Origin of the sequence: Amphritea opalescens (genome assembly GCF_003957515.1) — a bacterium.
GTDB classification, from domain to species: Bacteria; Pseudomonadota; Gammaproteobacteria; order Pseudomonadales; family Balneatricaceae; genus Amphritea; species Amphritea opalescens.
Window position 1 is genome coordinate 61,061 of sequence record NZ_RQXW01000014.1, and the last position, 24,645, is coordinate 85,705.

Here is a 24,645-nt window from a genome sequence, read left to right on the forward strand (position 1 = left end):
CCTGCGCCGACACCTGATCTGACCACTTTTTATCGCTGCGGGCAGTAATAATTATCCACAGCCGAGTAGAAGAATTATGCTATGCTTCATTTAATGCAGTGACTGCAAATTTTATGCAGTAAGAGTGTGCAAACCGTTAAAGAATATTGGAGAGATCAATGGCACGTGGTGTTAACAAAGTCATCTTGATTGGTAACCTGGGCAACGAGCCTGAAACTAAATATTTACCCAGTGGCAATGCGGTGACCAACATTACGGTGGCGACTTCCGAATCTTGGAAGGATAAGCAAACGGGTCAACAGCAGGAACGGACGGAATGGCATCGGGTGGTGTTTTTCAACCGATTGGCTGAAATCGCCGGTGAATACCTGCACAAGGGTTCTAAAGTGTATCTTGAAGGCTCATTACGGACTCGTAAATGGCAGGATCAGCAGGGCCAAGATCGATACACCACCGAGATTGTGGCAAGCGAAATGCAGATGTTAGATAGTCGTGGTGATGGCGGTAACAACGGTTATCAGCAGCCTCAGTCGGGCGGCTATCAACAACCACAGCAGGCGCCACAGCAGAACTATCAGCCACAACAGGCTCCACAACAGAATTATCAGAAACCGCCGCAGCCACAACAGCCGCCGCAACAGAATTATCAAAAACCAGCGCCTCAAGCTGCTCCTCAAGCTCCACAGCCAGCGCCAGGATTGGACGATTTTGACGATGATATCCCGTTCTAGGCCCCGTTTAATGTAAAGTGTAACGTTTTACATAGACTTATTCTCTTAAAGCCCCGCTATTGCGGGGTTTTTTGCGTCTAGACCTTACCGCAATGCTACGGCTTAAAGGATGCTTTTGGTTGAGGGGGTATTAGGGATTTGAACGATAATAAGCGATTCTCATCAACTTCATAAAGTCGAGAGGCTTTGTTCAGATGGAGGGTTTTACAGTCATTCCTGATCGCTAAATGATCTTTTTTTCGTTTTATCTGGGGTTAAATAATAGCGTTTAAGCGGCTCAAAGGATGGGCCTTCTTATAAGAGTAAAGCATCAAGGCGAGCGCTTTTATATGAATAAATGCAGGGTGGTCGGGAAGTGAATTGACGCCTATCGGTATCGATAGCCCATTCTGTGATGGCTGATTTAATCTACACTCAGCGGAAATCCTCAGCTCATTAAGTGATATATGAGCCGCTTCAAACATTCGAAAAGTTGTTGTCGATTGCAAACCTTCATGCCTGAGGCTATTTTTACATCAAATAGTCAGTATCTTATACTGCAGGCATTCGATCATATTGAAGTAGGGTGGTCGGATCTCACGCTAGTGGGAGTTAGCGACTAGGCCATCATGCAATTTGTCGCATAAACCCTTTAGAGCCATCCCTTCTTCTGGTGAGATGGTGATTTTAGCGCCCATTACTTTAGGTATTTTCAACGCTTGTTGCTTTAAAGCCCTGCCTGCTTCAGTCAGACGTACAATGCATGCACGTTCGTCCTGTGTGCACCGTTCACGTAACACCAAACCCTTTGCTTCCATTCGCTTTAGCAGGGGAGTGGTTGTACCTGAGTCCATGTGTAGTTTTTCACCTAATGTTTTTACATTCAGCGCGTCTCCGTTCCAGAGCACTAGCATGGCTAGATACTGCGGGTAGGTCAGGTCCAGTTCATCCAGTACGGGCCGGTAGGAACGCACCATCGCATTGGCTGCGCTGTACAGGGAAAAGCACGGTAGGTTTTCTGGTTTAAGTACGGTTTCTTCAATCTTGTCTGTCATTAGTGTATTCCTATTTTTTTTATATATTGCCTGCAATTAACGTGTATAAGAGCTTATTCCAGAATAGGATTGCTTGCAAGTTAATTGCGCACAAGTTTGTTGCGCTCAACCAATCTCTCGATACTAGCATGAATAAAAGATCGAACCAATATTGAGGAGTACATTATGTAGCCACTTATCACACTAGCCGCATTAGCCTGGGTGCTGGCTGCTGTTCCAATGACTAGTTTTTAAAAGGATTTGACGGTACCGATATATAGGATAGATCTCAGAATTACTCTATCGTCGTAGGCGGTGGAGCCTGCTAACTTATCTAGGTAACCGCCACCGCTCAGCACTTTTTGTGGAGAGTAACAAATAAGGCAGTCGTTACTTGCTAAGGACATTTAAGGGAATCCGATTTTACGCTAATCACGAGCGAAAGGTTGTCAGCGGACTTGTCGTATAAATCCTTTAAGGTTTTTTCTTGTCAGATAGGTATTACCGCTCATTGTTTCGCTGCTTTAAATGTTGACTGTATTAAGACCTAGCCTAGTTGAGGGTAGTGAAAAATACAGGTTTATGATGCTACGTCGTTCCCATAATACTCGGCCCTTTGCTGCCATTTGTTTGAGTAAGGGGTGTTGTACCTGAGTTTATGTATCGTTTCTCACCTAATATTTTCACATTTCACCTTTTTATATTACAGCGTACTCGCAGAGCGAGGAGCTACCAGTAGTCAGGCTCTAGCTATTCAATACTGGCCGATAGGTGCATCTCATGGTGCTTTCATGGCGTTAGACACTAAAGCCATTGAGCGGTAGCAAGCACCCATGCTTTATTTTTGTCATTAGTTTATTCCTAATTTTTATATATATTGTTCGCAATTAACTTGCATGCAAGATTAATCTGGAATAAGATCGCTCTCAAGTTGGTTGCACACAAGTTACTTGTGCTCAACTAATAACCAGATACGCTCATGAATACATGATGACAATATTGAGGAACATATTATGAAAGCACTTATTACAACAATCGCATTGGCTTCTACTCTCGCTGCAGGCACCGCATCAGCGACTAATTTTGAAGTGGGTCAGCTAGGTGGCGGTACGACTATCCAGAACGGCTCTCACTACAGCAGCGAAGAGCTGGTAACCGTCGATCACGCTAACTTGCCAGCGAACCATTACGGTTCAGAACTATTTATCGGCAGCAAGTAAGTCGGCACTTAACCATTTTTATCAGTTTTTAATTTAAGTATTAAAGGATCAGATAATGAAAGCACTTATTACAACAATCGCATTGGCTTCTACTCTCGCTGCAGGCACCGCATCAGCGACTAATTTTGAAGTGGGTCAGCTAGGTGGCGGCACGACTATCCAGAACGGTTCTCACTACAGCAGCGAAGAGCTGGTAACTGTTGATCACGCTAACTTGCCAGCGAATCATTACGGTTCAGAACTGTTTATCGGCAGCAAGTAAGTCGGCACTTAACCATTTTTTATCAGTTTTTAATTTAAGTATTAAAGGATCAGATCATGAAAGCACTTATTACAACAATCGCATTGGCTTCTACTCTCGCTGCAGGCACCGCATCAGCGACTAATTTTGAAGTAGGTCAGCTGGGTGGTGGTACGACTATTCAGAACGGTTCTCACTACAGCAGCGAAGAGCTGGTAACTGTTGATCACGCTAACTTGCCAACGAATCATTACGGTTCAGAACTGTTTATCGGCAGCAAGTAAGTCGGCACTTAACCATTTTTTATCAGTTTTTAATTTAAATATTTAAGGAACAGATCATGAAAACACTTATTACAACAATCGCGCTAGCTTCTACTCTTGCTGCAGGCACCGCGTCAGCGACTAATTTCCAAGTAGGTCAGTTGGATGGCTTCGATGTACAAGAAACATCTCAGTATCATTCTACCGATGCAGTGAATGTCGTGGCTCCTAACTTGCCAGGGACTAATTTTCAAGTGGGACAGATCGGCGGGAAAATCGATGTACAAGATGCCTCTAACTATCATTCTGGCGATATGGCAATGACTGACACCCCTAATCTACCGGGTAGCAGCTATAGCTCAGCACTTTTTATCGGCAATAAATAATTCGCCCGTCATAACCAAAATCTTTCAGTTAAATTGTTTAAGGAATCGATCATGAAAACACTTATCACAACCATCGCACTGGCTTCCGCGCTAGCTGCAGGCACCGCGTCAGCCACTAACTTTGAAGTGGGTCAACTGGGTGGCATTGATGTACAAGCAACATCTCACTCAACCAGTGCTGCGGTAATGGAAACCTCTAATTTGCCCGGAAGCAGCTATAGCTCAGCGCTTTTTATCGGCAATAAATAATCCGCCCGTCATAACCAAAATCTTTCAGTTAAATTGTTTAAGGAATCGATCATGAAAGCACTTATTACAACAATCGCATTGGCTTCTACTCTCGCTGCAGGCACCGCATCAGCGACTAATTTTGAAGTAGGTCAGCTGGGTGGTGGTACGACTATTCAGAACGGTTCTCACTACAGCAGCGAAGAGCTGGTAACTGTTGATCACGCTAACTTGCCAGCGAATCATTACGGTTCAGAACTGTTTATCGGCAGCAAGTAAGTCGGCACTTAACCATTTTTTATCAGTTTTTAATTTAAGTATTAAAGGATCAGATCATGAAAACACTTATCACAACCATCGCACTGGCCTCCGCGCTAGCTGCAGGCACCGCGTCAGCCACTAACTTTGAAGTGGGTCAACTGGGTGGCATTGATGTACAAGCGACATCTCACTCAGCTAGTGCAGCGGTAATGGAAACCTCTAATTTGCCCGGAAGCAGCTATAGCTCAACACTGTTTGTGGGTAACAAATAGTTATTATGCAGTCACTCGTTAGTCATTCCCAGTGACTAGGTAAGATGATTGACTTAAATTATTTATCAAGGAACGAAGTATGAAAGCAGTTTTTACGATAATCAGCATGGCACTGGCTACAGGAGTAGCTAGTGCGTCATCCAGTGTAGTAGCTATAGAGACTCAAGCAGTAGCTTTCTATAACAATGAAGAGGTGGTTATCGTTGATGGGCCGAATATGCCGGGTAATAATGACGGTAATAAGTTTCTGGTCGTCAGTAACTGAACGAAGAGTCTGAACAGAGCGCGGCTTACACTCGTAAACAAACTGATGCTGATCAATCTAGCGTCAGCATGAGAACAAAGCCCTGACGTTTTTACGCTAATTTAATGACGGATTTAACCTACCTTGAATGCTTAATTTCCCTCATAGCTATCCTGGTTGATAACCAACAATAATCCCCCCTGAAAACAGTGATGCACAACAGATCGGTAGGAATACCGCTTTAACGCTATATTGACGATGAAAATGCATCTCGAATTGCGAAGCGGCCTTGGATGCAAATCGTAGGGTTGAATCTGGATCGCACGAGTCGAAATAGGGGTGAGACATCAAGAGCCATACCGAATGGCCCTCTTCACACGATAGCCCCATCATCTTATTTGTTTCAGTGCCTACTTTATGTCGGCCGTGATCGGTCATTATGGTCGGTGAGTTTATCCGCACGGCACTGTTATTCAAAAAGTGTCGCCTGTTGTTCCACCTAGACAAAGCCTTCCTATAAGCCCGCTTAATTAATGATGTAAAGCATCAACTTAACGCATGATTATGAATTTTGTAGGCTCATTATTGTAGTTTATGTGGCTATAATATAGGCTTCAAAAAATAGTTGAAAAGTGGTGGCAGGTGCTTTCGCTTTCTATGAGCTAAACAATCGGAAGGATTTCGTATGTTGAAGAAAGTTTTAGTGTTGAGTGTGGGTAGCACTTTGCTCGCTGGATGTTTCGGTGCTGGGACGTCACAAGCCCCAATAGCGGCGACCTACCCAGTAACAGATCAGCAAAAAATGCAGGCCGCGCATCACTGGAGTGTTCTGGCTGATCACCAAGCAGATCAATTGATCGAGAGTAATCGGCTGAAAGCTTGGCCGTTATACATAGAAAATGAGCAGGAAACGTCGTTTCACTCTTCCTATCAGTCTCTGTTGACCAGTTCATTGGTAAGTAAAGGAGCCCATGTTCAAACAAACGCGACGGGTGCCGCAACGATTACTTATAAAGTCAACGTTATCGAACATAAGGATCGTGAACCTGTTCGTGCACCTGTAGGCGCACTCACCGCGCTTGCCGCAGGTGTTGCCGTCGCAACGGTGCCTTTTAGTCACAACTGGGGTGAACCCGCATTAATGTTGGTACCAGCGGCTATCTATGGCGATATCTTTAGCGGTAGCTGGACGTCTGAATCCAACCTAGAAGTTGTTATTACAACTCAGGCCGTTGTGGGAAATCAGGTCCTCTATTCGTCTTCTAATATTTACTACATCAATGGCGGAGATAGCGATCACTACACCACAGAGCATGATAGCTCGAAGCCGACTGACGTCACGGATAAATGGTAAGGGGCCGAATATGAGAGACACTAAACGAAAAACTTCATACAAGTTGGTTTTGGCTCTTCTTTCGGCAGTCGCTCTAGCTGGATGCGCTAGTCATTCGTCTGTACCAAAAGATCCCACAGTCAATTTAATTCAGATATCGTCATCAGCGGCAAAAAGTTTAGCCAGCGGATTAACTCTTGACGAAGGGAAGCCGGTTTTAGCTGTTAGTTTTGCTAACATCGATAATCTGAGATCGTCATCAACGCTGGGGCGTACCCTTGGCGAGCAATTTTCGAGTGCAATGACCAATCTCGGTGTTCCGATGGTAGAGATAAAAATGCGGAGCAGTCTGTTTGTGGAGGCGCAAACAGGAGAGTTAATTTTATCTCGGCAACTGAGAAGTATTGTTAACTCTCATGATGCGCAGGCCGTTGTGCTTGGTACTTATGCTGTGGGTGGAAACAATATATATGTTACAGCCAAAGTCGTGCGTACTGCTGATAACTTGGTGCTATCGTCAACGAATTACACCTTACCACTAAATAAAGATATAAGCGCGATGATCAGAAACTCGCGGTAATTAAGTGTAAAAAGTATGTTAGAAGGGCGCTGATAGCGCCCTTTTTTGTGTTTAGCTACTTATAAACGATGGGCAATGAACAGATCCGTTTTCGATGGATGCTGTATACCCTTAGCCAACATCGGCATTAGATTGATAGGTGCGTTGAAGGCTATGTAATCAGGGGGTATTAGCGCTCATTTATAGACCCACGCTGTACTTATCCTTCAGCAACCCGCAGCTTGGCGGTAATAAAATCTTTATGTGATACGTAGATCAGGTCGGCGATGCGACGAATGACGTGTTCTTCGTAGTGGTGTAGCTCGCCATCGGCATAGGCGACCCGCCAGAGGTTTTCAATGAGGGTGATCTTTTCTTCAGGGGTGCATAGATCATTGATCTGGGAGGTGAAGCGAAAGTAATCAGTGGCATTATGCTGGGCTTTTTCAGCCCGAGTGAGTAGTGCTTGCGCGGTTACTTGGTTAAGTGAAAAGGTTTTCTTCAATACATCCAGCAGAGTTTCATTTTCTTCGGGTTTACGTTCGTAATCGGATATCAACACTTCAACCATCAGTGCAGCTGAGGCGAGTGACAGCAGGGCTTGTGGATTTTCCTCTGCGTCTGTCTCGGGTAGAAATGTTTCTAGAAAGGATTTCAGCTTCGCTATCATTTTAAATTCTCCAGTACCGCCAGTAGACAAGCGTTTGTTTGTATTAGTTCATTTCATCGGCTTCGGCATTTTCGGTTAAAACTGTTTTGACAAAATTTAGCTGCCATGGCAGTATTCTGCTTTAAGTTAACTGCCTAGGCAGCTAAATTGTCGTTATCAGGGAAACCCCCATGATCTACTTTACCGAAGACAATGTGCCCACCCGGCTGAGCATTGCGCATCTGCTGTTTCTGTTGAACCAGCATAAAGACCGATTACTCGAAAAGTGCCTTAAGCCTTTCAATAACGGCTGCGATCGATAGCGGTGCTCAACTAATAACCAGATACGCTCATGAATACATGATGACAATATTGAGGAACATATTATGAAAGCACTTATTACAACGGTTGCATTAGCTTCTACCCTCGTAGCAGGCACCGCATCAGCGACTAATTTTGAGGTGGGTCAGCTCGGTGGCGGTACGACTCTCCAGAGCGGTTCTCACTACAGCAGCAAAGAACTAGTAGCCGTCGATCACACTAACTTGCCCGCGAATCATTACGGTTCAGAACTGTTTATCGGCAGCAAGTAAGTCGGCACGTAACCATTTTTATCAGTTTTTAATGTAAGTATTTAAGGAACAAATCATGAAAGCGCTTATGACAACAATCGCATTGGCTTCTACTCTCGCTGCAGGCACCGCATCAGCGACTAATTTTGAAGTGGGCCAGCTCGGTGGCGGTACGACTCTCCAGAGCGGTTCTCACTACAGCAGCAAAGAACTAGTAGCCGTCGATCACACTAACTTGCCCGCGAATCATTACGGTTCAGAACTGTTTATCGGCAGCAAGTAAGTCGGCACGTAACCATTTTTATCAGTTTTTAATGTAAGTATTTAAGGAACAAATCATGAAAGCGCTTATGACAACAATCGCATTGGTTTCTACTCTCGCTGCAGGCACTGCATCAGCGACTAATTTTGAAGTGGGCCAGCTCGGTGGTGTCGATGTACAAGAAACATCTCAGTATCATTCTTCGGGTGCAGTGAATGTCGTGGTCCCTAACTTACCAGGGACCAATTTTGAAATAGGACAGATTGGCGGGAAGGTCGATGTACAAGATATCTCTAACTATCATTCTGGCAATATAACAATGGCTGACAGCCCTAATCTACCGGGTAGCAGCTATAGCTCCGAACTTTTTGTGGGCAATAAATAGTTATTACACAGTCATTCGTTAGTCATTCCCAGTGACTAGGTAAGATGAAGATGATTGACTGACATTATTTATCAAGAAAGGGAGTATGAAAACAGCTTTTACGATAATTAGTATGGCACTGGCTACAGGCGTAGCTAGTGCATCATCCCGTGTGGTGGCTATAGAGGCTAAAGCAGTAGCTTTCACCTGATATCTTGATAGGGGGCAACTGCAAAATAATAGGCATGCTCGCTTAGCAGTTAAGTTGTTTGCAAATCTTTTACAAATAAAGAATACCGTATGCGTATTGTTCTGGATGGAATTAAGTCATCTAGATGACGAAAAATCTGAGCAATACTTTACAGTTTTTCAATCGCGATATCGTTTAAGCAGAAACAACGATATTCGTTTTTCTTATCAAAAAAATATAGCTGAGGAGGTTACTCTTTCATTGCTTGTTTGCGTCGAACCAGGCGTTTCCGTTAAAACTACTTTGACAAAATTTAGCTGCAATGGCAGTATCTCGGTTTAATTTATCTGCCTAGGCAAATAAATTATTGTTATCGGAGAAAATCCCATGATCCACTTTACCGAAGATAATGTGCCCACCCGGCTGAGCATTGCGCATCTGCTGTTTCTGTTGAATCAGCATAAAGATCGATTACTCGAAAAGTACCTTAAGCCTTTTAATATCACTGGACCACAGTTTCGGGTGATGCGGCTTGTTATTGTCGAGCATGTCGATAGCCCTTCAGAACTAACGCGGCTGCTATCGATCGATAGTGGTGCTATGACACGGATGCTCGACCGTCTTGAGCAGCGCAATATTTTGGTACGTGAACGCTGCCCCCATGACCGGCGGCAGGTACGCCTTAAACCGACTGCCGAAGGGATTGCACTGAGTCATCAGGTGCAAGGTCTGGCGGCGGATCTGTTGAATGAGCTGACCGGTGAACTCACTCAACAGGAGTTAAGCGAGTTTGACCGTATGGTACGCAAGATGTTGGTGCCGACCGGGTTGATGGAAGAGCCCACACAGCAGAGCAAACCCGAATAAAGAAGAGTGCGGAATAGAGTTATGAATGAGAGTGATCCTCAGGTCGAAACACGGCCAGCTTCAGCTAAACGTAGTCGTCTGATCTTACTGAGTGGTTTATTTTTTATTGTGCTCGTGATTGGCGGGGCAGTATTTGCGTATGAACATCTTTATGGTCGTTTCTACGAGGAAACCGCGGATGCTTATGTGGATGGTAACCGGGTGCAAATCGGCTCGGGTATTAATGGCACTGTGATTCGGATTAACGCGGATGATGGTGATTATGTCGAGCAGGGCCAAGTGTTGGTCGAACTAGATCCCAGCGATACCACGATTGCATTAGAGCAGGCGAAAGCGGATTTAGCCGCCACGGTGCGGGAAGTTCGTGGGCTGTTCTCCAGTGTGGATAACTTTCGCGCTCAGTTAGCGACTCGTCAGCTTGAGTTGCAACAGGCGCGCAGTGATTTTAAACGGCGCGATAAGTTAGCGGCGGCGGGCGTTCTATCAGAAGAGATTATGTCCCACTCAAGGGATGCACTGGGCGAGGCTGAAAATGCGTTGATTAGTGCCCGCCAGCAGCTGTCTAGCACATTGGCGCTGGTGGAAGGGACAACCATTGCGACCCACCCGAAGGTGCAAGCGGCCACGGCAAAGCTACATCAAGCATTTATAAACCATGGCCGTACTCATCTGATTGCGCCGGTGAGCGGTTATGTGGCCCAGCGGAGTGTTCAGCCGGGTGCCCGAGTGACTACCGGGCAGGCCTTAATGGCGGTAATACCGTTGGATCAGGTGTGGATTGAGGCGAACTTTAAAGAGACGCAGATGAGCCAGATGCAGATAGGTCAGGCGGTGGAGGTTACGGCGGACCTGTATGGCAGTGATGTGCATTATCAAGGACGGGTCGAAAGCCTCGGTGTCGGCACTGGGGGGGCGTTTGCTTTATTGCCCGCTCAAAACGCCAGCGGTAACTGGATTAAGATTGTGCAGCGGGTGCCGGTGCGCATCGGCTTACAGGCGGAAGAGTTACAGGCGCATCCGTTGCGGTTGGGAATGTCAACCAAGGTTGAGGTCGATCTGCATCAGCAGGATGGCGAAGTGCTGGCCAGTCGTGCCGATCATTCCGCCCGCTATGCCACCGATATCTATGCCAATCTGCTGCAAGAGGCGGATGAGTTAGCCGCACAATTGATTCGCGCCAACAGTGAGACGACACAAAACGATAGTGCGGTGTCTCAAGTTAAATGAGTGCGGTCCGGTTTGTACCCGCGAACTTGGTGCTGGCCACGATTGGTCTGGCGTTGGCGACCTTTATGCAGGTGCTGGACACCACGATTGCTAATGTTGCACTAACATCGATTACCGGTAATCTGGGTGCCAGCAGCGAGCAGGGCACCTGGGTGATTACCTCGTTTGCCGTGTGTAATGCGATCGCGTTGCCGCTGACCGGCTGGATGGCGCGTCGGGTCGGCGAAGTGCGTTTGTTTATCGGCTCTGTTTGTCTGTTTATGTTTACCTCGTTTCTCTGTGGTATCGCCACCTCGCTGCCCGAGCTGGTGTTCTTTCGGGCGCTGCAGGGCTTTGTTGCCGGGCCGCTTTACCCTATCGCCCAGACCCTGTTGATTGCGATCTATCCTGCGGCACGCCGTGGTATGGCGCTGTCGCTATTAGCGATGGTGGCGGTGGTGGCGCCGATTTTGGGGCCGATTTCCGGCGGTTGGTTAACGGATAACTACTCTTGGCCATGGATTTTCTTTATCAACCTACCGATCGGGCTGTTTGCTGTGCTGGTGGTGTGGTCGCAGCTGCGTAACCGTCCGGAAGACACCGAAAAAAAGCCGATCGACTATGTGGGTTTAGCCCTGTTGGTATTAGGGGTTGGGTTATTACAGGTGGTGCTGGATAAGGGTAATGATCTGGATTGGTTTGAATCGGAGTTCATTATCTACAGTGCTGCGGTGGCGGTGATTGCGTTGATCTCGATGGTAATCTGGGAGATGACCGAAGAGCATCCGGTGATTAATCTGAGGCTGTTTCGCCATCGCAACTTTACCTTCGGCACGATAGTGTTGGTGTTGGGTTACTCCGCCTTTTTTGGCCTTAACCTGCTGCTGCCAGTGTGGTTGCAAACCCGCATGGGCTATACCGCTGTTTGGGCGGGGCTGGCGGCAGCCCCTATCGGTATCATCCCCGTGATACTGTCGCCTATCGTCGGGCGTTTTGGCTACAAAGTGGATATGCGGTTATTGACCAGTATCGCCTTTTTGGCGATGTCTCTGTCGAGTTTCGGGCGGGCTGAATTTTCGCTCGATGTGGATTATTACCATATTGCGATGATCCAACTGGGGATGGGGTTAGGCGTGGCGCTGTTCTTTATGCCCGCGACCACTATCCTGCTGTCGAGTCTCTCTCCTAGGGAGATTGCCGATGGCTCGGGTTTGGCCACTTTTTTGCGGGTACTCGGCGGGAGTTTTGCGTCATCCCTCACAACCTGGTGGTGGCATCGGCAAGCGGCGATAGAACATGCCTTGTTGACGGAAAATATTACCCCATACAGTCCAGAAACACGGCACTATCTTGATCTGTTGGGTGGCCCTACATTGCAGAATTATGGGCGTATTGAACAGTTGATCGAAGCGCAGGCCTATATGATCTCGACGGTCGATTATTTTGCACTGCTGGGGTGGATCTTCTTGGCGCTGATGGCGGCGGTGTGGTTTGCCAAACCACCTTTTATGTCCGGCGGGAAGGCTAGTAAGTAGGGTTGAGCTAGTAAATAGACAGGGCTGTTTGAGCGTATTGAGACCACAATACGGAGCCAATCGATGAGCCTAGGGCCGGATAGAAAAGTATCCGGCCGGTTGGCTAATAAGATCGGTTAAGCGGTTTCTTCGTCACGATAGGCATAGGTATTGTTAAAGCAGTAAATCATCCAGTCGCCTGCTGATATCGGCTCGTATTTAGGGGGCGTATCCGCCGAGCAGCAGTTATCTAAGCAGCTGACATCGGTATCAAAATCAGGCTCGACAAAAAACGGCATGGAGTAGCGTTCTTCACCACTAGGGCTAAATACGCGGTGAGCCGTCGATTTATAACGGTCGTTGCTCCAACGGGCCATCATGTTACCGATATTGATCACGAAGCTGTCTTCAATGGGAGGCGCGTCGATCCATTCCCCGCGGGTATCTTGCACCTGCAAACCGCCTATTTCATCCTGCCAAAGAATAGTAATGCAGCCATAATCGGTATGCGCGCCTGCGCCAATATGCTGTTTGCCCGCTTGGGGGGCGACTTCAGGATAATGGATAAAGCGTAAGACGCTTAATGGGTGTGCAAATTTATCGTCAAAGAAGCGTTTCTCGAGACCTAGGGCCATGGCTAGGGCGCTGAGGATGGTTTTGCCTAGTTCAAGCATATCCCAATAGTGACGTTCCATTTTTTGTTGGAAATCAGTAAGGGATTGAGGATATTGGTTTGGGCCGTAAAGGGGCCGGTCTGGACCAATCAGTGGATGATCCGTGGGTAGATTCAGTGCCATATCAAAGGTTTCTTTGATATCACCGGGATGTTCTGGGTCGAGCTGCTCTGCCATCATGCGACCATAGCCACGATGATTGTTTGAGAGAGTAATATCGATGGCAACTTTTTCCGCTTCAGGAAGCGCAAAAAAGGCTTCAGACAGCGCGCGCATCTCGCGTATGCGGGCTTGGCTGATGGGATGCCCTTGGATATAAAAAAAGCCACTTTCTCTGCAGGCAGTATCGATGGCTTTAGCGACTTCCATTTGTTCCGTTGTATTGTCGGAATATAAGCTGGAAATATTGATCAGAGGAATATTCATATAGGTGTTGGGCACTTAGTTGAAAGGCTTGCCGCTATCATGGATAGCGGCAAGGGGGTATTGCGGGTTATTTTGGAATATCAGACTGGATACCTTCGACGTACCAGTTCATTTTTTCCAGGTCTTCGTAAGAAAGGCTAGAACCTTCAGGCACAACCAGTTCACCCGCTTTGTTTTTGATCGGGCCAGCAAAAGGATAAACGCTACCGTCCTTAATGCCGGCAATCAGTTCTTTTGCATGGCTAACCACATCAGCAGGAATGCTGTCATTGAAGCTTGGAATCACGATAGCACCCTCTTTCATACCCTCAACATTCGCTTTGGGCTTCCAAGTACCATTCATGACTGAATTGACGGTGTTAATGTAGTGTGGACCCCATTCATCAACCACGGAGAGTAGGTGAGCGTTCGGGCCAAAGGATGACATATCAGATGCCTGTCCAACCGCATATTTACCGCGACGATCAGCGGCCTGCATGGCAGCAGGGCTGTCAGTGTGCTGTAAAATCACATCAACGCCTTGATCCATCATCGCATTGGCTGCATCGGCTTCTTTACCTGGATCAAACCAGCTATTGACCCAGATGACTTTGAGTTCAGCTTCCGGATTGTATTTATTTAATGCGAGTTGTACCGCATTGATATCACGGATAACTTCAGGGATCGGGAATGAGGCGATATAGCCTATCTTATTGCTTTTAGTCACCTGTGATGCGACATAGCCAGCAACGTAACGGCCTTCAAAGGTGGTTGAGATATAGGTGCCAACGTTTTTGGCCATTTTATAACCGGTGGCATGTTCAAATACCACGTCAGGAAACTGTTTAGCCACCTTGAGGGTAGGGTTCATAAAACCAAATGAGGTGGTGAAAATCAGCTTATGGCCCGTTTTGGCCAGATTATAAATAACCCGCTGAGCATCAGCCCCTTCGGCAACATTCTCAACATAGGTGGTTTTAACTTTGTCGCCGAACTCGGCTTCAACGGATTTACGACCTTGGTCATGCTGATAGGACCAGCCGTGGTCACCAATAGGGCCCACATAAACAAAGCCTACTTTCAGCGGATCAGCAGCCTGAACCGACAGAGAGGACAGTGCGGTCAGGCATACCCCGGCGGCAAGCCCGGTAACCAGTTTATTAAATTGACGACGTTTCATGCATCCTTCTCCTGTTGAGACATTTGTTAGCGACAGGCTAAAAAAGTTGACCGGTAGGTCAGTTATAATTATTAAAGCAAAAATCTGACCAATTCAGCATTAATCATTAACTTAACCGGAATTCTTGTGGTTTGGCAATTAAGGTTCCGGTTTTGTTATTAGTCATGACTGTAGTTTGCTCCTGTTTGGTGCGCAAGTATTAAAATGCGGTGGTGAACTCCACAAAACAGGGCGTCGATTGCTTACCCCTTGGCATAGAACGGATTGCCCAGCGACATCGGTGCAACCAGCCGGCTGCGAGTCTGGTTACTGGACAGGATGACTAGGACAACGACAGTGGCTAAATAGGGCAGTATCGCCAGTAGGTTTGGCGAAACAGAGAAGCCGAGCCCCTGAAATACGAGGTGGAGAATGCTCGCCAGACCAAACAACCATGCGCCTAATAGCACCCGTTCCGCCTTCCAGCTAGCAAAGACCACTAATGCCAAGGCTATCCAGCCGCGTCCAGCGGTCATGTTCTCTGCCCACAGCGGCGTATAGGCTAATGATAGATAGCCTCCAGCCAGCCCTGCCATTGCACCGCCAAACATGATGGCTAGATAACGGGTTTTAAAAACGGGTAAGCCAATGGCATTTGCCGCGTGAGGGTTCTCGCCGACGGCTTTGAGGATCAGCCCAGGGCGGGAATGATTGATAAACCAGTAGACTGCACCGAACAGAATGAAGGAGAGATAGACTACCAAATCCTGACCAAAAAACATCCGGCCGATGATGGGAAGATCTGTTAAACCGCTAATAAAGATCGGGTCGAGGCCATCGATAGGCTTGCCGACAAAGTCACTACCGATAAAGGCGGAGAGCCCCGTGCCAAAGATCGTCAGTGCGAGTCCGGTGGCCACCTGGTTAGCGCTCAGCTCCATGGTAATGAGGCCAAAGATCAACGACATTAAGACGCCCGCGACCATCGCTAATAGAAAGCCTAGGAGTAGACTGCCGGAAACAAGGGTCACGATAAAGCCGATCACGGCACCCATGAGCATCATCCCTTCTTGACCGAGATTGAGCACACCACTTTTTTCGCAGACCAGTTCTCCCAGCGCGACAATCAATAGCGGTGTCCCCGTGCGAATCATGGCATAGAGTATGTTGGTAATCAGATCAATATCCATGGTGTCGTTATCCTTGAGTGTCAGACGCTAATATTGATGGCGGCGTGGGTGTTATTTTTTTAGGTTTGAGGCGAATACGGAAAGAGATCAGCACATCGCAAGCCAAGAGATAGAACAGCAACATCCCTTGAAACATCCCCGTCAGTGCTAATGGCAGGCCAAGGCTGATCTGGGCCATCTCGCCGCCCATATAGAGTAGCGCCATGAGTAAGCTAGCCAATAAGATACCCACCGGATGGAGTCGGCCGAGGAAGGCGACGATAATCGCGGCGTAGCCGTAACCGGGGGAGATTTGTGGAATCAGCTGGCCAATCGGACCGGCCACTTCCCCGACACCCGCGAGACCCGCTAAACCGCCACTGAGCAGCAGCGCAAAGTAAGCGAGGCGCTTCTCTTTGAAGCCCGATAGACGGGCGGCACCCGCATCCATGCCCATTACTTTGATTTGGAAACCATAGAAGCTGCGGCTCATTAATACCCAAACAGCGACAACGGCAAATAACGCTAAGGCCATACCAAAATGGACCCGGGTATTGTCAATGAGAATGGGTAATAACGCGGACTCACCAAAGAGTGCTGACTCTGGGAAGTTATAACCCTCAGGATCTTTGAGTGGACCATGTACGGCCCAGAGTAAAACATTGAGGGCGATATAGTTCATCATGATGGTGGTGAGGATTTCATTGGTGTTGAAGCGCACTTTCAATATCGCCGCGATACCCGACCAGACCATACCGCCTAGCGCACCGGCAATTAGGACGAGGGGTAATACCCAAAAGCCTTCCGCCTCAATCAGTTGTAAAGCGATATAGCTGCCGAATAGGCCACCCATTAAGAGTTGACCTTCGGCGCCGATATTCCAGATCTTTGCTTTGAAGGCGACGGATAAACCGATAGCACACAGTAGAATAGGCGCCGTCTTAACACAGAGTTCCGCTAAGCCATGGGTATCTGAAATGGGGACATAGAGAATGGTGATTAGCGCTTCAACCGGATCGACGCCTAAGAGGGTAAAGACAACTAAGCCGGTCAGCATGGTGAGGACGGCGGCTAATACCGGTGATAAATAAGCCATTGTGCTGGAGCGTTCACCCCGGGGTTCCAGTTTAATCATGGGGTTACTCTCTCTTCGCGGGCGGGATTGAAATCGCCGGCCATCATGCGACCCAGTTCGGGTATGGATGATTCAGGGGTGGGCTTAATGGGGGACAGTGCACCATCACAGATCGCGCCGATACGGTCAGAAATAAGAAATAGTTCATCAATATCTTCAGAGACCACCAGAATGGCAGCACCCTGATCCCGAAGGTTGATTAAGGCTTTGTGAATAGCGGTGGCGGCGCCGATATCGACGCCCCACGTTGGGTGGGCTGCGATCAGTATGCGGGGGTTCTGCATGATTTCACGGCCAATAATAAACTTTTGCAGGTTGCCGCCGGATAAGCTATCCGCTTGTGCTTGTCGACTCGGTGTTTTGACCTTGTATTGGGCAATAATATCATCGGCAAAGGCTTCGGCCTTTTTCCACGCCACCATTCCGTTTTGGACCAGACCGGTGAGAAACCCGGTCAGTAAGGCGTTTTCGGTGAGGCTCATTTCGGGCACAGCACCGCGGCCAAGCCGCTCTTCTGGGACAAAAGCCAGCCCCCATTCGCGGCGCTTATCCGGTGATAATTTGCCCACCGGGGTGTCCGCAAAAGTGATGGTTTTATTATCTTTACAGCGTTGCTCGCCGCTGAGACTCGCCAGTAACTCCTCCTGACCGTTACCGGCAACCCCTGCAATCCCGACGATTTCACCGGCATTGACCGTCAGGTTGATATGTTTCAGCTGCACACCAAAGGGATCGGGACTATTGAGGTTTAGGTCGTGGACACTCAGCAGAGGAGAATTGCCCAGTTTTTTAGGGTAGGTGGTACTAACGGGGGTGTCATCACCCACCATCAGCTTGGCCATGCTGGTGGTATCTTCATCGGCGGGGATACATTCGCCGGAGACTCTGCCGGAGCGCAGTACGGTAGCCTTATGACAGAGTGCTTTGACCTCGTTGAGCTTATGACTGATAAAGAGGATCGAGCAGCCTTCATGTGCCAGTTGTCGCAGTGTTACGAAGAGGGTGTCTACCTCTTGCGGCGTGAGTACAGAGGTGGGTTCATCAAGAATAAGCAGCTTAATGTTTTGGACTAAGCAGCGCACAATCTCGACCCGTTGGCGTTCGCCGACCGAGAGCGTGTGTATCTCCCGTTCAGGGTTGATCGCCATGCCGTATTTTTCCGACACCGTGCGAATCTTCTCTGCCAAGGGCTCTAACTCACCGGCATCATCACCGAGTGCTAAGGCGATATTTTCGGTAACGGTTAGGGTTTCAAACAGTGAGAAATGTTGGAACACCATGCCGATACCCATCTTACGGGCATGGGCTGGGTCTTTGACCTCAATGGGCAGGCCGTCCCAGAGGAGTTCGCCACGGTCGGGTTTGACTAAGCCGTAAATTACCTTCATTAAGGTGCTTTTACCGGCACCGTTTTCACCCAGCAGGGCGTGAATTTCTGCGGGTGCGATATCCAGGTGGATGTCATCGTTGGCTAGACATCCGGGGTATTGTTTACTGATACCGCGTAAAGTCAGTCGCGGAGGTGGTGGGTTCTGCTTCACGCTGGCTACCTCGTCTCTATCCTAATGGAGCTTAAAGAACACTATACTCAAACCAGATAGCCGAGTGTCGTCTATCTATGAAATAAAAGCAAAAAGCTGGCCAACCGGTCAGAATGTTTAAAATCAATTCATATTGCTCTGTTTATGGCAGCTAATCTTTACCGGTCGCGCCTATCTGAGTGTTATCGGCCGTGACTGATCCTGCTCGAGGGTGCTGTTGCACCAGATAGGCTCGTCGTTTAAACGGAGCCGCACCCTTGTGAGGCGCCGATTTATCAATCGAATGATCATACCTGTTGATACATTGAGGTGTTAATGGATTATTTTAGTGGGGTAATACCGCAACCTTTAAGAATAATATGGGTTAGGGTGCTGATGGCCTGTTCATAGTCGTTGTCATCTAAAGTCTCTTTGCCGAGGGCGGATGATACCTGCAGGGCGAAATCGGCATAGTGTTGCGTGCTGGACCAGAGTAAAAAGATAAGATGGCTTGGGGTGATCTCTGAATCGAGCTTACCCTGCTGCTGCCACTGCTCAAAAACCGCCGTCCGCGAGCGAAACCAAGCTTCATAGCCTTCACTGAAATAGTCGTTTAAATTAGGGCCGCCGCTAATGATCTCGCTGGCAAAAATACGCGAGGCGAGCGGGTGATCACGGGAAAATTCGATTTTTCGGCGTAGATAATGGGTTAGGCTTTCAGTGGCGTCATCTTCTGGTTTTAGATGGCTAAGGGTGCTATCCCATAGGTCAATAATATCGCTGAGTACGGCGAAATAGAGCCCTAGTTTATTTTTGAAATAATAGTGAATGTTTGCTTTGGGCAAATTCGCCCGAGTAGCGATCTCTCTGATGCTGGCCCCTTTGAATCCACAGGTCGCAAATTCCTGTTCTGCGGCGGCGAGAATCCGTTGCTCGTTGCGTTGTCGAATGCGACCGGCAGGTTTTTCCTCCGTATGTGAATTGATGTCTAACGGCATGAAAGGGATCTCAAATAGCAAAGTGAGGGCGAATTATAGCGTAAAAAAAACGTCCATCAGTAGGCCGCATCCTATTTTATCTGCGCTTCACTTTATTATTGGACAGCAGGAGATGAATGAAATAACAGGCTCTGTCTTTATGGTGTTTAAGCGAGGGTTAACATAACATGACGGAGTTGATCTTTTTTTTGCACTGCAGATACGCAGTTATGGTATCTTTTCTAGATACTTCATAGGTGGAGCCAAGAGTTTAATGACACAGGATTTTCTGACTACTCCGGCGAAAATATTGATTACCGGTGTAGATGGCCAGATTGGCTATTTTTTAAATCAAGCAACTCAGAATGACCCCTTCTTTTCGGTGGTTGCCTTTACTGATTCAAAATTGGATATCAGTAGTCGCGAACAGGTGCAACAGCAGCTGAGTGAGCATCAACCTGATTATGTTATTAATACCACCGGCTTTAATGCGGTAGATCGAGTTGAAGCACACTCTGAACGTTGTTTTGCGCTGAATAGAGATGCCGTTGAAAACTTGGCCTTGGTTTGCAACGAGTTGGCTATCCCTCTAATCCACCTATCCTCTGATTATGTCTTTGATGGGCATTACGCCAGCGGCTATACCGAAGATGATCAAGCACACCCCTTGGGTCTCTATGGAGAGAGCAAATGGCAGGGCGAAGAGGTGTTACGGTCGGTTTTAGCGAAGCATGTTATTTTGCGGGTGAGCTGGGTGTTCAGCACTATCGGCGATAACTTTATGCGTCGAGCGTTATTACAAGCACGTCAGCAGGAAGAGATCTCTGCGGCGGATGATCGACGAGGCTGTCCTACTTCGGCGAGCGATATTGCTCGGGTGATTGTGGCTATTCTGAAACAACTGCATAACGGTGCGGAAAACTGGGGAACCTACCATTACTGCTGTGCTGAGGTGACGACCCGTTATGGTTTTACCGAGGCGGTCTTAGCGGCGGCGGGGCAATATGAAAAACTGAAGGTTGAGAAGCTGATTCCGATTAGTTCATCTGATTTAGGTAGTGATGCGGAGCGGCCTGCTTCATCAGTGTTAGTCTGCACCAAGCTACTGAATCATTTTGGTATCCGTCAGCGCCCTTGGCGGAGTCAGCTGGTGGCGATGATTCGTGAGCAGTACCAAAATGAAGAGATTAACGATATAACGGCTTAGGGGAGCCGATACCACTCCCCCCTAGTGACTGCCGATCTAGAACGCTGAGTGACGCAGTGCGACCCAGACAATATAGACCACGCAAGCCAATGCCATGATAAAGGCTAATATTCTGATATTCCTAGTTTTTCCTCTCTTTAGGGCGATAGTGCCCAGCCCAATATAAGCCACTAATGCGATTAACTTTGCGGTCAGCCAGCCATGGGTCAAAGGATACTGATTGATGGTAACGGTCAGCGCGATGGCGCTTATCAGCAAAAGGGTATCGATAATATGAGGTACAATTTTTACCCAGCGTCGTTGCAGTTTTGCAGGGGTGGTTAACATCCAGAAGCCGCGGAGGCTGAAAAGCAGAATGCTCAAAACGGCAAAGGTGATATGGGTATGTTTCAGTGCTAAATACATTCGTTAGGGACTCGTTTAGAATAGGTGATATAACCGATGAAAATGGTCGGGTATATTTTTGCCGAAAATACCATGAGATACTAGCCCGAAGATGACGACAACAACGAATAAAAACAATAGCAGTCAACTTGTCGATCGTTTTGGTCGTCGGGTTGAGTATATTCGCCTGTCAGTGACCGATCGCTGTGATTTTCGCTGTGTGTACTGCATGGCCGAAGAGATGGAGTTTCTGCCCCGTAGTGAAGTGCTGTCATTAGAAGAGCTGTATTTTGTCGCCCAAGCATTTGTAGACTTAGGGGTGAATAAGATCCGTCTAACCGGTGGTGAGCCGCTGGTACGTCGAGGCATTTTGAGTCTCGTTGAAAAATTAGGGCAACTACCGGCTGAACTGTTGATTACAACCAATGGTTCACAGTTAGCGGGTATGGCAGCGGACCTAAAGCGTTTAGGCGTTGACCGTTTGAATATCAGCCTTGATAGCCTGCAGGACGATAAATTTAAACGCCTGACCCGTACCGGTCGCTTGCATCAGGTGTTAGCAGGTATCGATGCCGCGGTGGCGGCGGGTTTTAAGCGGATTAAGTTGAATGCGGTGGTGTTGAAAGGCCGCAACGATGATGAAGTGCTCGATCTGATCAGCTTCGCGCGGGATAAAGGAGTAGATATTACCTTTATTGAAGAGATGCCACTGGGGGCGATAACGGAACATGATCGCGCCGAAGCTTACTGTTCCAGTGATGAGCTATTGGCGTTGATTAAACCTGCCTATCCCCTGATCGACTGTACCGAGAAAACCGGTGGGCCATCACGCTATTACCGGATGGCCGATAGTGATAGTCGGGTCGGCTTTATTTCGCCCCACAGCCATAATTTTTGCAGTGAATGCAATCGGGTGCGGATGACGGTGGAAGGGCGTTTATTACTCTGTTTGGGTAATGAGCACTCGATGGATCTGCGTCAGGTCATCCGCGAGCATCCAGGTGATATCGAACGGCTGAAGCAGCATCTGATCCAAGCCATGGACCTTAAACCTGAACAACATCACTTCGATCTTGATGACGATGCGCCGCAAATCGTTCGCTTTATGAATATGACCGGCGGCTGATGTCGCCAAGTTATTGACCCTTCTCTTAGGTTTAATCTAAAGAATAGATAATGTGCGCTGAAATTATTCCTGTCTCCCTGTAAAATACCCGCCTTAATATTTGTAATGCCCAGGAGGCAGAATGTCAGCCAGCCCTATCAATGATCCATTTCAGAATATTCGTCCCTATCATGATAGTGAGGTTAGCGATGTCCTGAACCGGCTGATACATGATGATGAGCTAATCTCGGTGTTAACACGTTATCAGTTTCCGCAGATGGCATCTCTGTTTGGTTGGTTATTGAAACCGGCGATCCGTATTTTTTTAGCTCAAAAAACCGGTGACATCGAAACCATTCAAGACTTTCAAACACTCATTGCCAGTTATATGACTAAGATGATTGGGCGAACCACCACCCGTCTGTCCTGCAGTGGTATTGAAGAGCTTGAAACTGATGAAGCTTACCTCTTTGTTTCCAATCACCGTGATATTGCGATGGACCCCGCTTTTATTAATTGGGCCCTGTATCAAAATGATTTCGATACCCTGCGTATCGCGATCGGTGATAACTTGTTACGTAAGCCCTATGTCTCTGACTTAATGCGCTTGAATAAAAGCTTTATTGTTAACCGTTCGGCTAAGGGGCGGGAAGTACTCACGGCGCTGGGGCAGCTGTCGGCTTATATTGATCATTCGCTGATACAGGATGAAGCCAGTATTTGGATTGCGCAGCGGGAAGGGCGGGCAAAAGATGGTAATGACTTTACCGATCCGGCGATCCTGAAAATGTTTTATATGACCCACCGTAAACAGCGTAGCTTTGCTGAGTTTGTCGAGCGAGTAAAGATCGTACCAGTGTCTATCTCCTATGAATATGATCCTTGTGATCGAGCCAAAGCGCTGGAACTTGATGCTAGGCAGCAGGGTGGGGAATACCAAAAGTCACAGTTTGAAGATATTGAGAGTATTGTGGCGGGTATCAATGGCAATAAAGGGCATGTGCATGTTGCCTTTGGTCAGGTGATCGCCCCGATGGATACGCCAGAAGAGCTGGCCGCTGAAATCGATCGGCAGATTATTGAAAGCTATTATTTACACCCCTCTAATCTGCTCGCCGCGGGTATCGACACCGATGGTATTGATGCTGAACAGAAAGCTCAGTTTGAAGCGCGGTTTGAAGGTCTATCCGATTCCGCCGCGGAGATTCTTCGGCAGATGTACGCCAATCCCGTGTTAAATAAGCAGAAATATCAGGAGACAGCATGAGCCGATTAACACATCTGGATGAGCATGGTCATGCGAACATGGTGGATGTATCTGCAAAAGCGGTAACCAGCAGAGAAGCGACGGCTCAGGCGGTGGTTAGTATGCTGCCCGAGACCCTGCGTATGATTAGTGCCGGTGAGCATAAAAAGGGTGATGTGCTGACGGTTGCACGGATTGCGGGTATTCAGGCGGCTAAGCGCTGCGCTGATCTTATTCCGTTGTGTCACCCGTTGATGCTCAGTAAAGTTTCGGTTGAGCTGTTGCCGCAGCCTGAATCGGACTCGGTGTTAATTTTGGCGACGTGCAAGCTGGCCGGTCAGACCGGTGTTGAAATGGAAGCGCTGACGGCGGCTTCAGTCGCTGCGTTAACCATCTACGATATGTGTAAGGCTGTGGATAAAGGGATGGTTATCTCTGAGATCAAGCTGTTAGAAAAAAAAGGTGGTAAAACGGGTCACTGGAAAGTGGACGTTTAACTTCACCGTAACATAGATTCCATGCCGGAAAAGGATAGTGATCAGGCGATGACCAGACAACCCTCTCTGCTTTTATATCTACGGGCAACCCTGTTTTACATCGGTTTTTATCCGGTGACCTTGCTGTTTGCCGCCTTTTGTTTGCTGGTGGGTTGGGCGCTGCCGTTTCGTCCCCGCTTTAAACTATTTACCCTGATGAACTATTTTAGTATGGCTTGGCTCTACCTGTGCTGCGGCGTTAAATACCGTGTTGAAGGTCGTGACAATCTGCCTAAAGATAAAGCGTATGTGTTGGTCGCCAACCATTCGAGCGAATGGGAAACGCTCTTTCTACAAACCCTCGTTCGTCCACAGAGCGCTGTGTTGAAGCAGGAGTTGTTACACATACCGTTCTTTGGTTGGGCGCTGGCGATGCTGAAGCCGATTGCCCTCGATCGCAGTAAACGTCGTGGTGCGCTGAAGCAGTTGTTAACGCAGGGTAAGGAGCGTTTGGCGGAAGGTGTGAATGTCGTTATTTTTCCACAGGGCACTCGGGTTGAAGCGGGTAAGCTGGGTAAGTTTAATAAAGGTGGCGCGATGCTGGCGGCGAGTGCTCAGGTGCCTATCGTTCCCTTGGCCCATGATGCGGGTTTATTTTGGCCGGGTAAGAGCTATGTGAAATATCCGGGCACTATCACCGTTAGGATTGGTACGGCCGTTGAATCAGTTGATCGTAGTGTTGACGAGATTCACAGTGATTCCATTGGTTGGTTGGAAGCGCAGATGCGTGATCTCCACCTGGTAGATGAGTAG

At 47.9% G+C, this 24,645-nt stretch carries 31 protein-coding genes; 22 read left to right on the plus strand and 9 right to left on the minus strand.

Annotation, left to right across the window (positions count from 1 at the left end):
- The first annotated feature begins 158 nt into the window (after positions 1–158).
- Positions 159–731: a single-stranded DNA-binding protein gene (gene ssb / locus EH243_RS14360; protein ID WP_126159361.1), complete on the plus strand. Its 573-nt coding sequence runs from the start codon at positions 159–161 to the stop codon at positions 729–731.
- 581 nt (positions 732–1,312) lie between these two features.
- Here the strand turns inward: ssb and EH243_RS14365 are convergent.
- The gene (locus EH243_RS14365; RefSeq protein WP_126159362.1) at positions 1,313–1,765 is read right to left on the minus strand and encodes a MarR family winged helix-turn-helix transcriptional regulator; all 453 of its coding nucleotides are present in this window, start codon (positions 1,763–1,765) and stop codon (positions 1,313–1,315) included.
- Between the two features lie 992 nt (positions 1,766–2,757).
- Between EH243_RS14365 and EH243_RS14370 the strand changes: the two genes are divergently transcribed.
- The 10 genes from EH243_RS14370 to EH243_RS14410 all read left to right on the plus strand — a co-directional run bounded on the left by EH243_RS14370 (position 2,758) and on the right by EH243_RS14410 (position 6,772).
- Complete coding sequence (locus EH243_RS14370; protein WP_126159363.1) at positions 2,758–2,964, plus strand: hypothetical protein; 207 nt, start codon at positions 2,758–2,760, stop codon at positions 2,962–2,964.
- Between the two features lie 55 nt (positions 2,965–3,019).
- Positions 3,020–3,226 (plus strand): hypothetical protein, encoded by a 207-nt coding sequence (locus EH243_RS14375; protein WP_126159363.1) that lies wholly within the window; start codon positions 3,020–3,022, stop codon positions 3,224–3,226.
- 56 nt (positions 3,227–3,282) lie between these two features.
- Entirely contained in the window at positions 3,283–3,489 is a 207-nt protein-coding gene (locus EH243_RS14380) for a hypothetical protein (protein ID WP_126159364.1), read from the plus strand.
- Positions 3,490–3,545: 56 nt separating this feature from the next.
- Positions 3,546–3,854 (plus strand): hypothetical protein, encoded by a 309-nt coding sequence (locus tag EH243_RS14385; protein WP_126159365.1) that lies wholly within the window; start codon positions 3,546–3,548, stop codon positions 3,852–3,854.
- Between the two features lie 51 nt (positions 3,855–3,905).
- Positions 3,906–4,103, plus strand: coding sequence for a hypothetical protein (locus EH243_RS14390; protein ID WP_126159366.1), 198 nt, complete (start codon positions 3,906–3,908; stop codon positions 4,101–4,103).
- Positions 4,104–4,154: 51 nt separating this feature from the next.
- A complete protein-coding gene (locus EH243_RS14395; protein ID WP_126159363.1) occupies positions 4,155–4,361 on the plus strand; it encodes a hypothetical protein in 207 nt (68 codons plus the stop codon).
- Between the two features lie 56 nt (positions 4,362–4,417).
- A complete protein-coding gene (locus tag EH243_RS14400) occupies positions 4,418–4,615 on the plus strand; it encodes a hypothetical protein (RefSeq protein WP_126159367.1) in 198 nt (65 codons plus the stop codon).
- Positions 4,616–4,721: 106 nt separating this feature from the next.
- Positions 4,722–4,880, plus strand: coding sequence for a hypothetical protein (locus tag EH243_RS18545; protein ID WP_164549127.1), 159 nt, complete (start codon positions 4,722–4,724; stop codon positions 4,878–4,880).
- 664 nt (positions 4,881–5,544) lie between these two features.
- Positions 5,545–6,213, plus strand: coding sequence for a hypothetical protein (locus tag EH243_RS14405; RefSeq protein WP_126159368.1), 669 nt, complete (start codon positions 5,545–5,547; stop codon positions 6,211–6,213).
- A 10-nt stretch (positions 6,214–6,223) separates the two neighbouring features.
- Positions 6,224–6,772: a FlgO family outer membrane protein gene (locus tag EH243_RS14410; protein ID WP_126159369.1), complete on the plus strand. Its 549-nt coding sequence runs from the start codon at positions 6,224–6,226 to the stop codon at positions 6,770–6,772.
- 199 nt (positions 6,773–6,971) lie between these two features.
- On the opposite strand, the gene EH243_RS14415 is transcribed toward EH243_RS14410, so the two are convergent.
- Positions 6,972–7,421 (minus strand): tellurite resistance TerB family protein, encoded by a 450-nt coding sequence (locus EH243_RS14415; RefSeq protein ID WP_126159370.1) that lies wholly within the window; start codon positions 7,419–7,421, stop codon positions 6,972–6,974.
- 365 nt (positions 7,422–7,786) lie between these two features.
- On the opposite strand from EH243_RS14415, the gene EH243_RS14420 reads away from it, so the two are divergent.
- From EH243_RS14420 to EH243_RS14445, 6 genes are all read left to right on the plus strand, one after another.
- The gene (locus EH243_RS14420; protein ID WP_126159371.1) at positions 7,787–7,993 is read left to right on the plus strand and encodes a hypothetical protein; all 207 of its coding nucleotides are present in this window, start codon (positions 7,787–7,789) and stop codon (positions 7,991–7,993) included.
- A gap of 55 nt (positions 7,994–8,048) precedes the next feature.
- On the plus strand, positions 8,049–8,255 hold the full coding sequence (locus EH243_RS14425) for a hypothetical protein (RefSeq protein WP_126159372.1): 207 nt from the start codon (positions 8,049–8,051) through the stop codon (positions 8,253–8,255).
- A gap of 55 nt (positions 8,256–8,310) precedes the next feature.
- The gene (locus EH243_RS14430) at positions 8,311–8,619 is read left to right on the plus strand and encodes a hypothetical protein (RefSeq protein ID WP_126159373.1); all 309 of its coding nucleotides are present in this window, start codon (positions 8,311–8,313) and stop codon (positions 8,617–8,619) included.
- Between the two features lie 556 nt (positions 8,620–9,175).
- A complete protein-coding gene (locus EH243_RS14435) occupies positions 9,176–9,655 on the plus strand; it encodes a MarR family winged helix-turn-helix transcriptional regulator (RefSeq protein ID WP_126159374.1) in 480 nt (159 codons plus the stop codon).
- A 21-nt stretch (positions 9,656–9,676) separates the two neighbouring features.
- Positions 9,677–10,882 carry an HlyD/EmrA/EmrK family protein gene (locus tag EH243_RS14440; RefSeq protein ID WP_126159375.1) on the plus strand — a complete coding sequence of 402 codons (1,206 nt, stop codon included), beginning with the start codon at positions 9,677–9,679 and terminating at the stop codon, positions 10,880–10,882.
- Entirely contained in the window at positions 10,879–12,396 is a 1,518-nt protein-coding gene (locus EH243_RS14445; RefSeq protein ID WP_126159376.1) for a DHA2 family efflux MFS transporter permease subunit, read from the plus strand. The genes EH243_RS14440 and EH243_RS14445 overlap by 4 nt, the downstream gene beginning before the upstream one ends.
- A gap of 116 nt (positions 12,397–12,512) precedes the next feature.
- Here EH243_RS14445 and EH243_RS14450 read toward each other — a convergent pair whose 3' ends face one another.
- The 6 genes from EH243_RS14450 to EH243_RS14475 all read right to left on the minus strand — a co-directional run bounded on the left by EH243_RS14450 (position 12,513) and on the right by EH243_RS14475 (position 19,435).
- On the minus strand, positions 12,513–13,475 hold the full coding sequence (locus EH243_RS14450) for an isopenicillin N synthase family dioxygenase (RefSeq protein WP_126159377.1): 963 nt from the start codon (positions 13,473–13,475) through the stop codon (positions 12,513–12,515).
- A 67-nt stretch (positions 13,476–13,542) separates the two neighbouring features.
- Positions 13,543–14,634, minus strand: a complete 1,092-nt coding sequence (locus tag EH243_RS14455; RefSeq protein WP_126159378.1) for a BMP family ABC transporter substrate-binding protein — start codon at positions 14,632–14,634, stop codon at positions 13,543–13,545.
- Between the two features lie 242 nt (positions 14,635–14,876).
- Positions 14,877–15,803: an ABC transporter permease gene (locus EH243_RS14460; protein WP_126159379.1), complete on the minus strand. Its 927-nt coding sequence runs from the start codon at positions 15,801–15,803 to the stop codon at positions 14,877–14,879.
- A 7-nt stretch (positions 15,804–15,810) separates the two neighbouring features.
- Positions 15,811–16,917 carry an ABC transporter permease gene (locus EH243_RS14465; protein WP_126159380.1) on the minus strand — a complete coding sequence of 369 codons (1,107 nt, stop codon included), beginning with the start codon at positions 16,915–16,917 and terminating at the stop codon, positions 15,811–15,813.
- Positions 16,914–18,458: an ABC transporter ATP-binding protein gene (locus tag EH243_RS14470; RefSeq protein ID WP_126159381.1), complete on the minus strand. Its 1,545-nt coding sequence runs from the start codon at positions 18,456–18,458 to the stop codon at positions 16,914–16,916. The genes EH243_RS14465 and EH243_RS14470 overlap by 4 nt, the downstream gene beginning before the upstream one ends.
- Before the next feature lie 320 nt (positions 18,459–18,778).
- Positions 18,779–19,435, minus strand: coding sequence for a TetR/AcrR family transcriptional regulator (locus tag EH243_RS14475; RefSeq protein WP_126159382.1), 657 nt, complete (start codon positions 19,433–19,435; stop codon positions 18,779–18,781).
- A 253-nt stretch (positions 19,436–19,688) separates the two neighbouring features.
- Between EH243_RS14475 and rfbD the strand changes: the two genes are divergently transcribed.
- Entirely contained in the window at positions 19,689–20,621 is a 933-nt protein-coding gene (gene rfbD, locus EH243_RS14480; protein WP_126159383.1) for a dTDP-4-dehydrorhamnose reductase, read from the plus strand.
- Between the two features lie 36 nt (positions 20,622–20,657).
- On the opposite strand, the gene EH243_RS14485 is transcribed toward rfbD, so the two are convergent.
- Positions 20,658–21,026, minus strand: coding sequence for a SirB2 family protein (locus tag EH243_RS14485; RefSeq protein WP_126159384.1), 369 nt, complete (start codon positions 21,024–21,026; stop codon positions 20,658–20,660).
- A 91-nt stretch (positions 21,027–21,117) separates the two neighbouring features.
- Here EH243_RS14485 and moaA point away from each other — a divergent pair, with 91 nt between their 5' ends.
- The 4 genes from moaA (at position 21,118) to EH243_RS14505 (ending at position 24,645) form a co-directional block, all read left to right on the plus strand.
- Positions 21,118–22,131: a GTP 3',8-cyclase MoaA gene (moaA, locus tag EH243_RS14490; protein WP_126159385.1), complete on the plus strand. Its 1,014-nt coding sequence runs from the start codon at positions 21,118–21,120 to the stop codon at positions 22,129–22,131.
- 121 nt (positions 22,132–22,252) lie between these two features.
- Positions 22,253–23,377: a 1-acyl-sn-glycerol-3-phosphate acyltransferase gene (locus EH243_RS14495; protein ID WP_126159386.1), complete on the plus strand. Its 1,125-nt coding sequence runs from the start codon at positions 22,253–22,255 to the stop codon at positions 23,375–23,377.
- Complete coding sequence (gene moaC / locus EH243_RS14500; RefSeq protein WP_126159387.1) at positions 23,374–23,853, plus strand: cyclic pyranopterin monophosphate synthase MoaC; 480 nt, start codon at positions 23,374–23,376, stop codon at positions 23,851–23,853. The genes EH243_RS14495 and moaC overlap by 4 nt, the downstream gene beginning before the upstream one ends.
- Before the next feature lie 48 nt (positions 23,854–23,901).
- Entirely contained in the window at positions 23,902–24,645 is a 744-nt protein-coding gene (locus EH243_RS14505) for a lysophospholipid acyltransferase family protein (RefSeq protein ID WP_126159388.1), read from the plus strand.

Bases quoted from the DNA above. Each gene is read 5' to 3' on its own strand.
- ssb (WP_126159361.1), top strand. From the start codon at position 159: ATGGCACGTGGTGTTAACAAAGTCATCTTGATTGGTAACCTGGGCAAC.
- EH243_RS14365 (WP_126159362.1), bottom strand. From the start codon at position 1,765: ATGACAGACAAGATTGAAGAAACCGTACTTAAACCAGAAAACCTACCG.
- EH243_RS14370 (WP_126159363.1), top strand. From the start codon at position 2,758: ATGAAAGCACTTATTACAACAATCGCATTGGCTTCTACTCTCGCTGCA.
- EH243_RS14375 (WP_126159363.1), top strand. From the start codon at position 3,020: ATGAAAGCACTTATTACAACAATCGCATTGGCTTCTACTCTCGCTGCA.
- EH243_RS14380 (WP_126159364.1), top strand. From the start codon at position 3,283: ATGAAAGCACTTATTACAACAATCGCATTGGCTTCTACTCTCGCTGCA.
- EH243_RS14385 (WP_126159365.1), top strand. From the start codon at position 3,546: ATGAAAACACTTATTACAACAATCGCGCTAGCTTCTACTCTTGCTGCA.
- EH243_RS14390 (WP_126159366.1), top strand. From the start codon at position 3,906: ATGAAAACACTTATCACAACCATCGCACTGGCTTCCGCGCTAGCTGCA.
- EH243_RS14395 (WP_126159363.1), top strand. From the start codon at position 4,155: ATGAAAGCACTTATTACAACAATCGCATTGGCTTCTACTCTCGCTGCA.
- EH243_RS14400 (WP_126159367.1), top strand. From the start codon at position 4,418: ATGAAAACACTTATCACAACCATCGCACTGGCCTCCGCGCTAGCTGCA.
- EH243_RS18545 (WP_164549127.1), top strand. From the start codon at position 4,722: ATGGCACTGGCTACAGGAGTAGCTAGTGCGTCATCCAGTGTAGTAGCT.
- EH243_RS14405 (WP_126159368.1), top strand. From the start codon at position 5,545: ATGTTGAAGAAAGTTTTAGTGTTGAGTGTGGGTAGCACTTTGCTCGCT.
- EH243_RS14410 (WP_126159369.1), top strand. From the start codon at position 6,224: ATGAGAGACACTAAACGAAAAACTTCATACAAGTTGGTTTTGGCTCTT.
- EH243_RS14415 (WP_126159370.1), bottom strand. From the start codon at position 7,421: ATGATAGCGAAGCTGAAATCCTTTCTAGAAACATTTCTACCCGAGACA.
- EH243_RS14420 (WP_126159371.1), top strand. From the start codon at position 7,787: ATGAAAGCACTTATTACAACGGTTGCATTAGCTTCTACCCTCGTAGCA.
- EH243_RS14425 (WP_126159372.1), top strand. From the start codon at position 8,049: ATGAAAGCGCTTATGACAACAATCGCATTGGCTTCTACTCTCGCTGCA.
- EH243_RS14430 (WP_126159373.1), top strand. From the start codon at position 8,311: ATGAAAGCGCTTATGACAACAATCGCATTGGTTTCTACTCTCGCTGCA.
- EH243_RS14435 (WP_126159374.1), top strand. From the start codon at position 9,176: ATGATCCACTTTACCGAAGATAATGTGCCCACCCGGCTGAGCATTGCG.
- EH243_RS14440 (WP_126159375.1), top strand. From the start codon at position 9,677: ATGAATGAGAGTGATCCTCAGGTCGAAACACGGCCAGCTTCAGCTAAA.
- EH243_RS14445 (WP_126159376.1), top strand. From the start codon at position 10,879: ATGAGTGCGGTCCGGTTTGTACCCGCGAACTTGGTGCTGGCCACGATT.
- EH243_RS14450 (WP_126159377.1), bottom strand. From the start codon at position 13,475: ATGAATATTCCTCTGATCAATATTTCCAGCTTATATTCCGACAATACA.
- EH243_RS14455 (WP_126159378.1), bottom strand. From the start codon at position 14,634: ATGAAACGTCGTCAATTTAATAAACTGGTTACCGGGCTTGCCGCCGGG.
- EH243_RS14460 (WP_126159379.1), bottom strand. From the start codon at position 15,803: ATGGATATTGATCTGATTACCAACATACTCTATGCCATGATTCGCACG.
- EH243_RS14465 (WP_126159380.1), bottom strand. From the start codon at position 16,917: ATGATTAAACTGGAACCCCGGGGTGAACGCTCCAGCACAATGGCTTAT.
- EH243_RS14475 (WP_126159382.1), bottom strand. From the start codon at position 19,435: ATGCCGTTAGACATCAATTCACATACGGAGGAAAAACCTGCCGGTCGC.
- rfbD (WP_126159383.1), top strand. From the start codon at position 19,689: ATGACACAGGATTTTCTGACTACTCCGGCGAAAATATTGATTACCGGT.
- EH243_RS14485 (WP_126159384.1), bottom strand. From the start codon at position 21,026: ATGTATTTAGCACTGAAACATACCCATATCACCTTTGCCGTTTTGAGC.
- moaA (WP_126159385.1), top strand. From the start codon at position 21,118: ATGACGACAACAACGAATAAAAACAATAGCAGTCAACTTGTCGATCGT.
- EH243_RS14495 (WP_126159386.1), top strand. From the start codon at position 22,253: ATGTCAGCCAGCCCTATCAATGATCCATTTCAGAATATTCGTCCCTAT.
- moaC (WP_126159387.1), top strand. From the start codon at position 23,374: ATGAGCCGATTAACACATCTGGATGAGCATGGTCATGCGAACATGGTG.
- EH243_RS14505 (WP_126159388.1), top strand. From the start codon at position 23,902: ATGACCAGACAACCCTCTCTGCTTTTATATCTACGGGCAACCCTGTTT.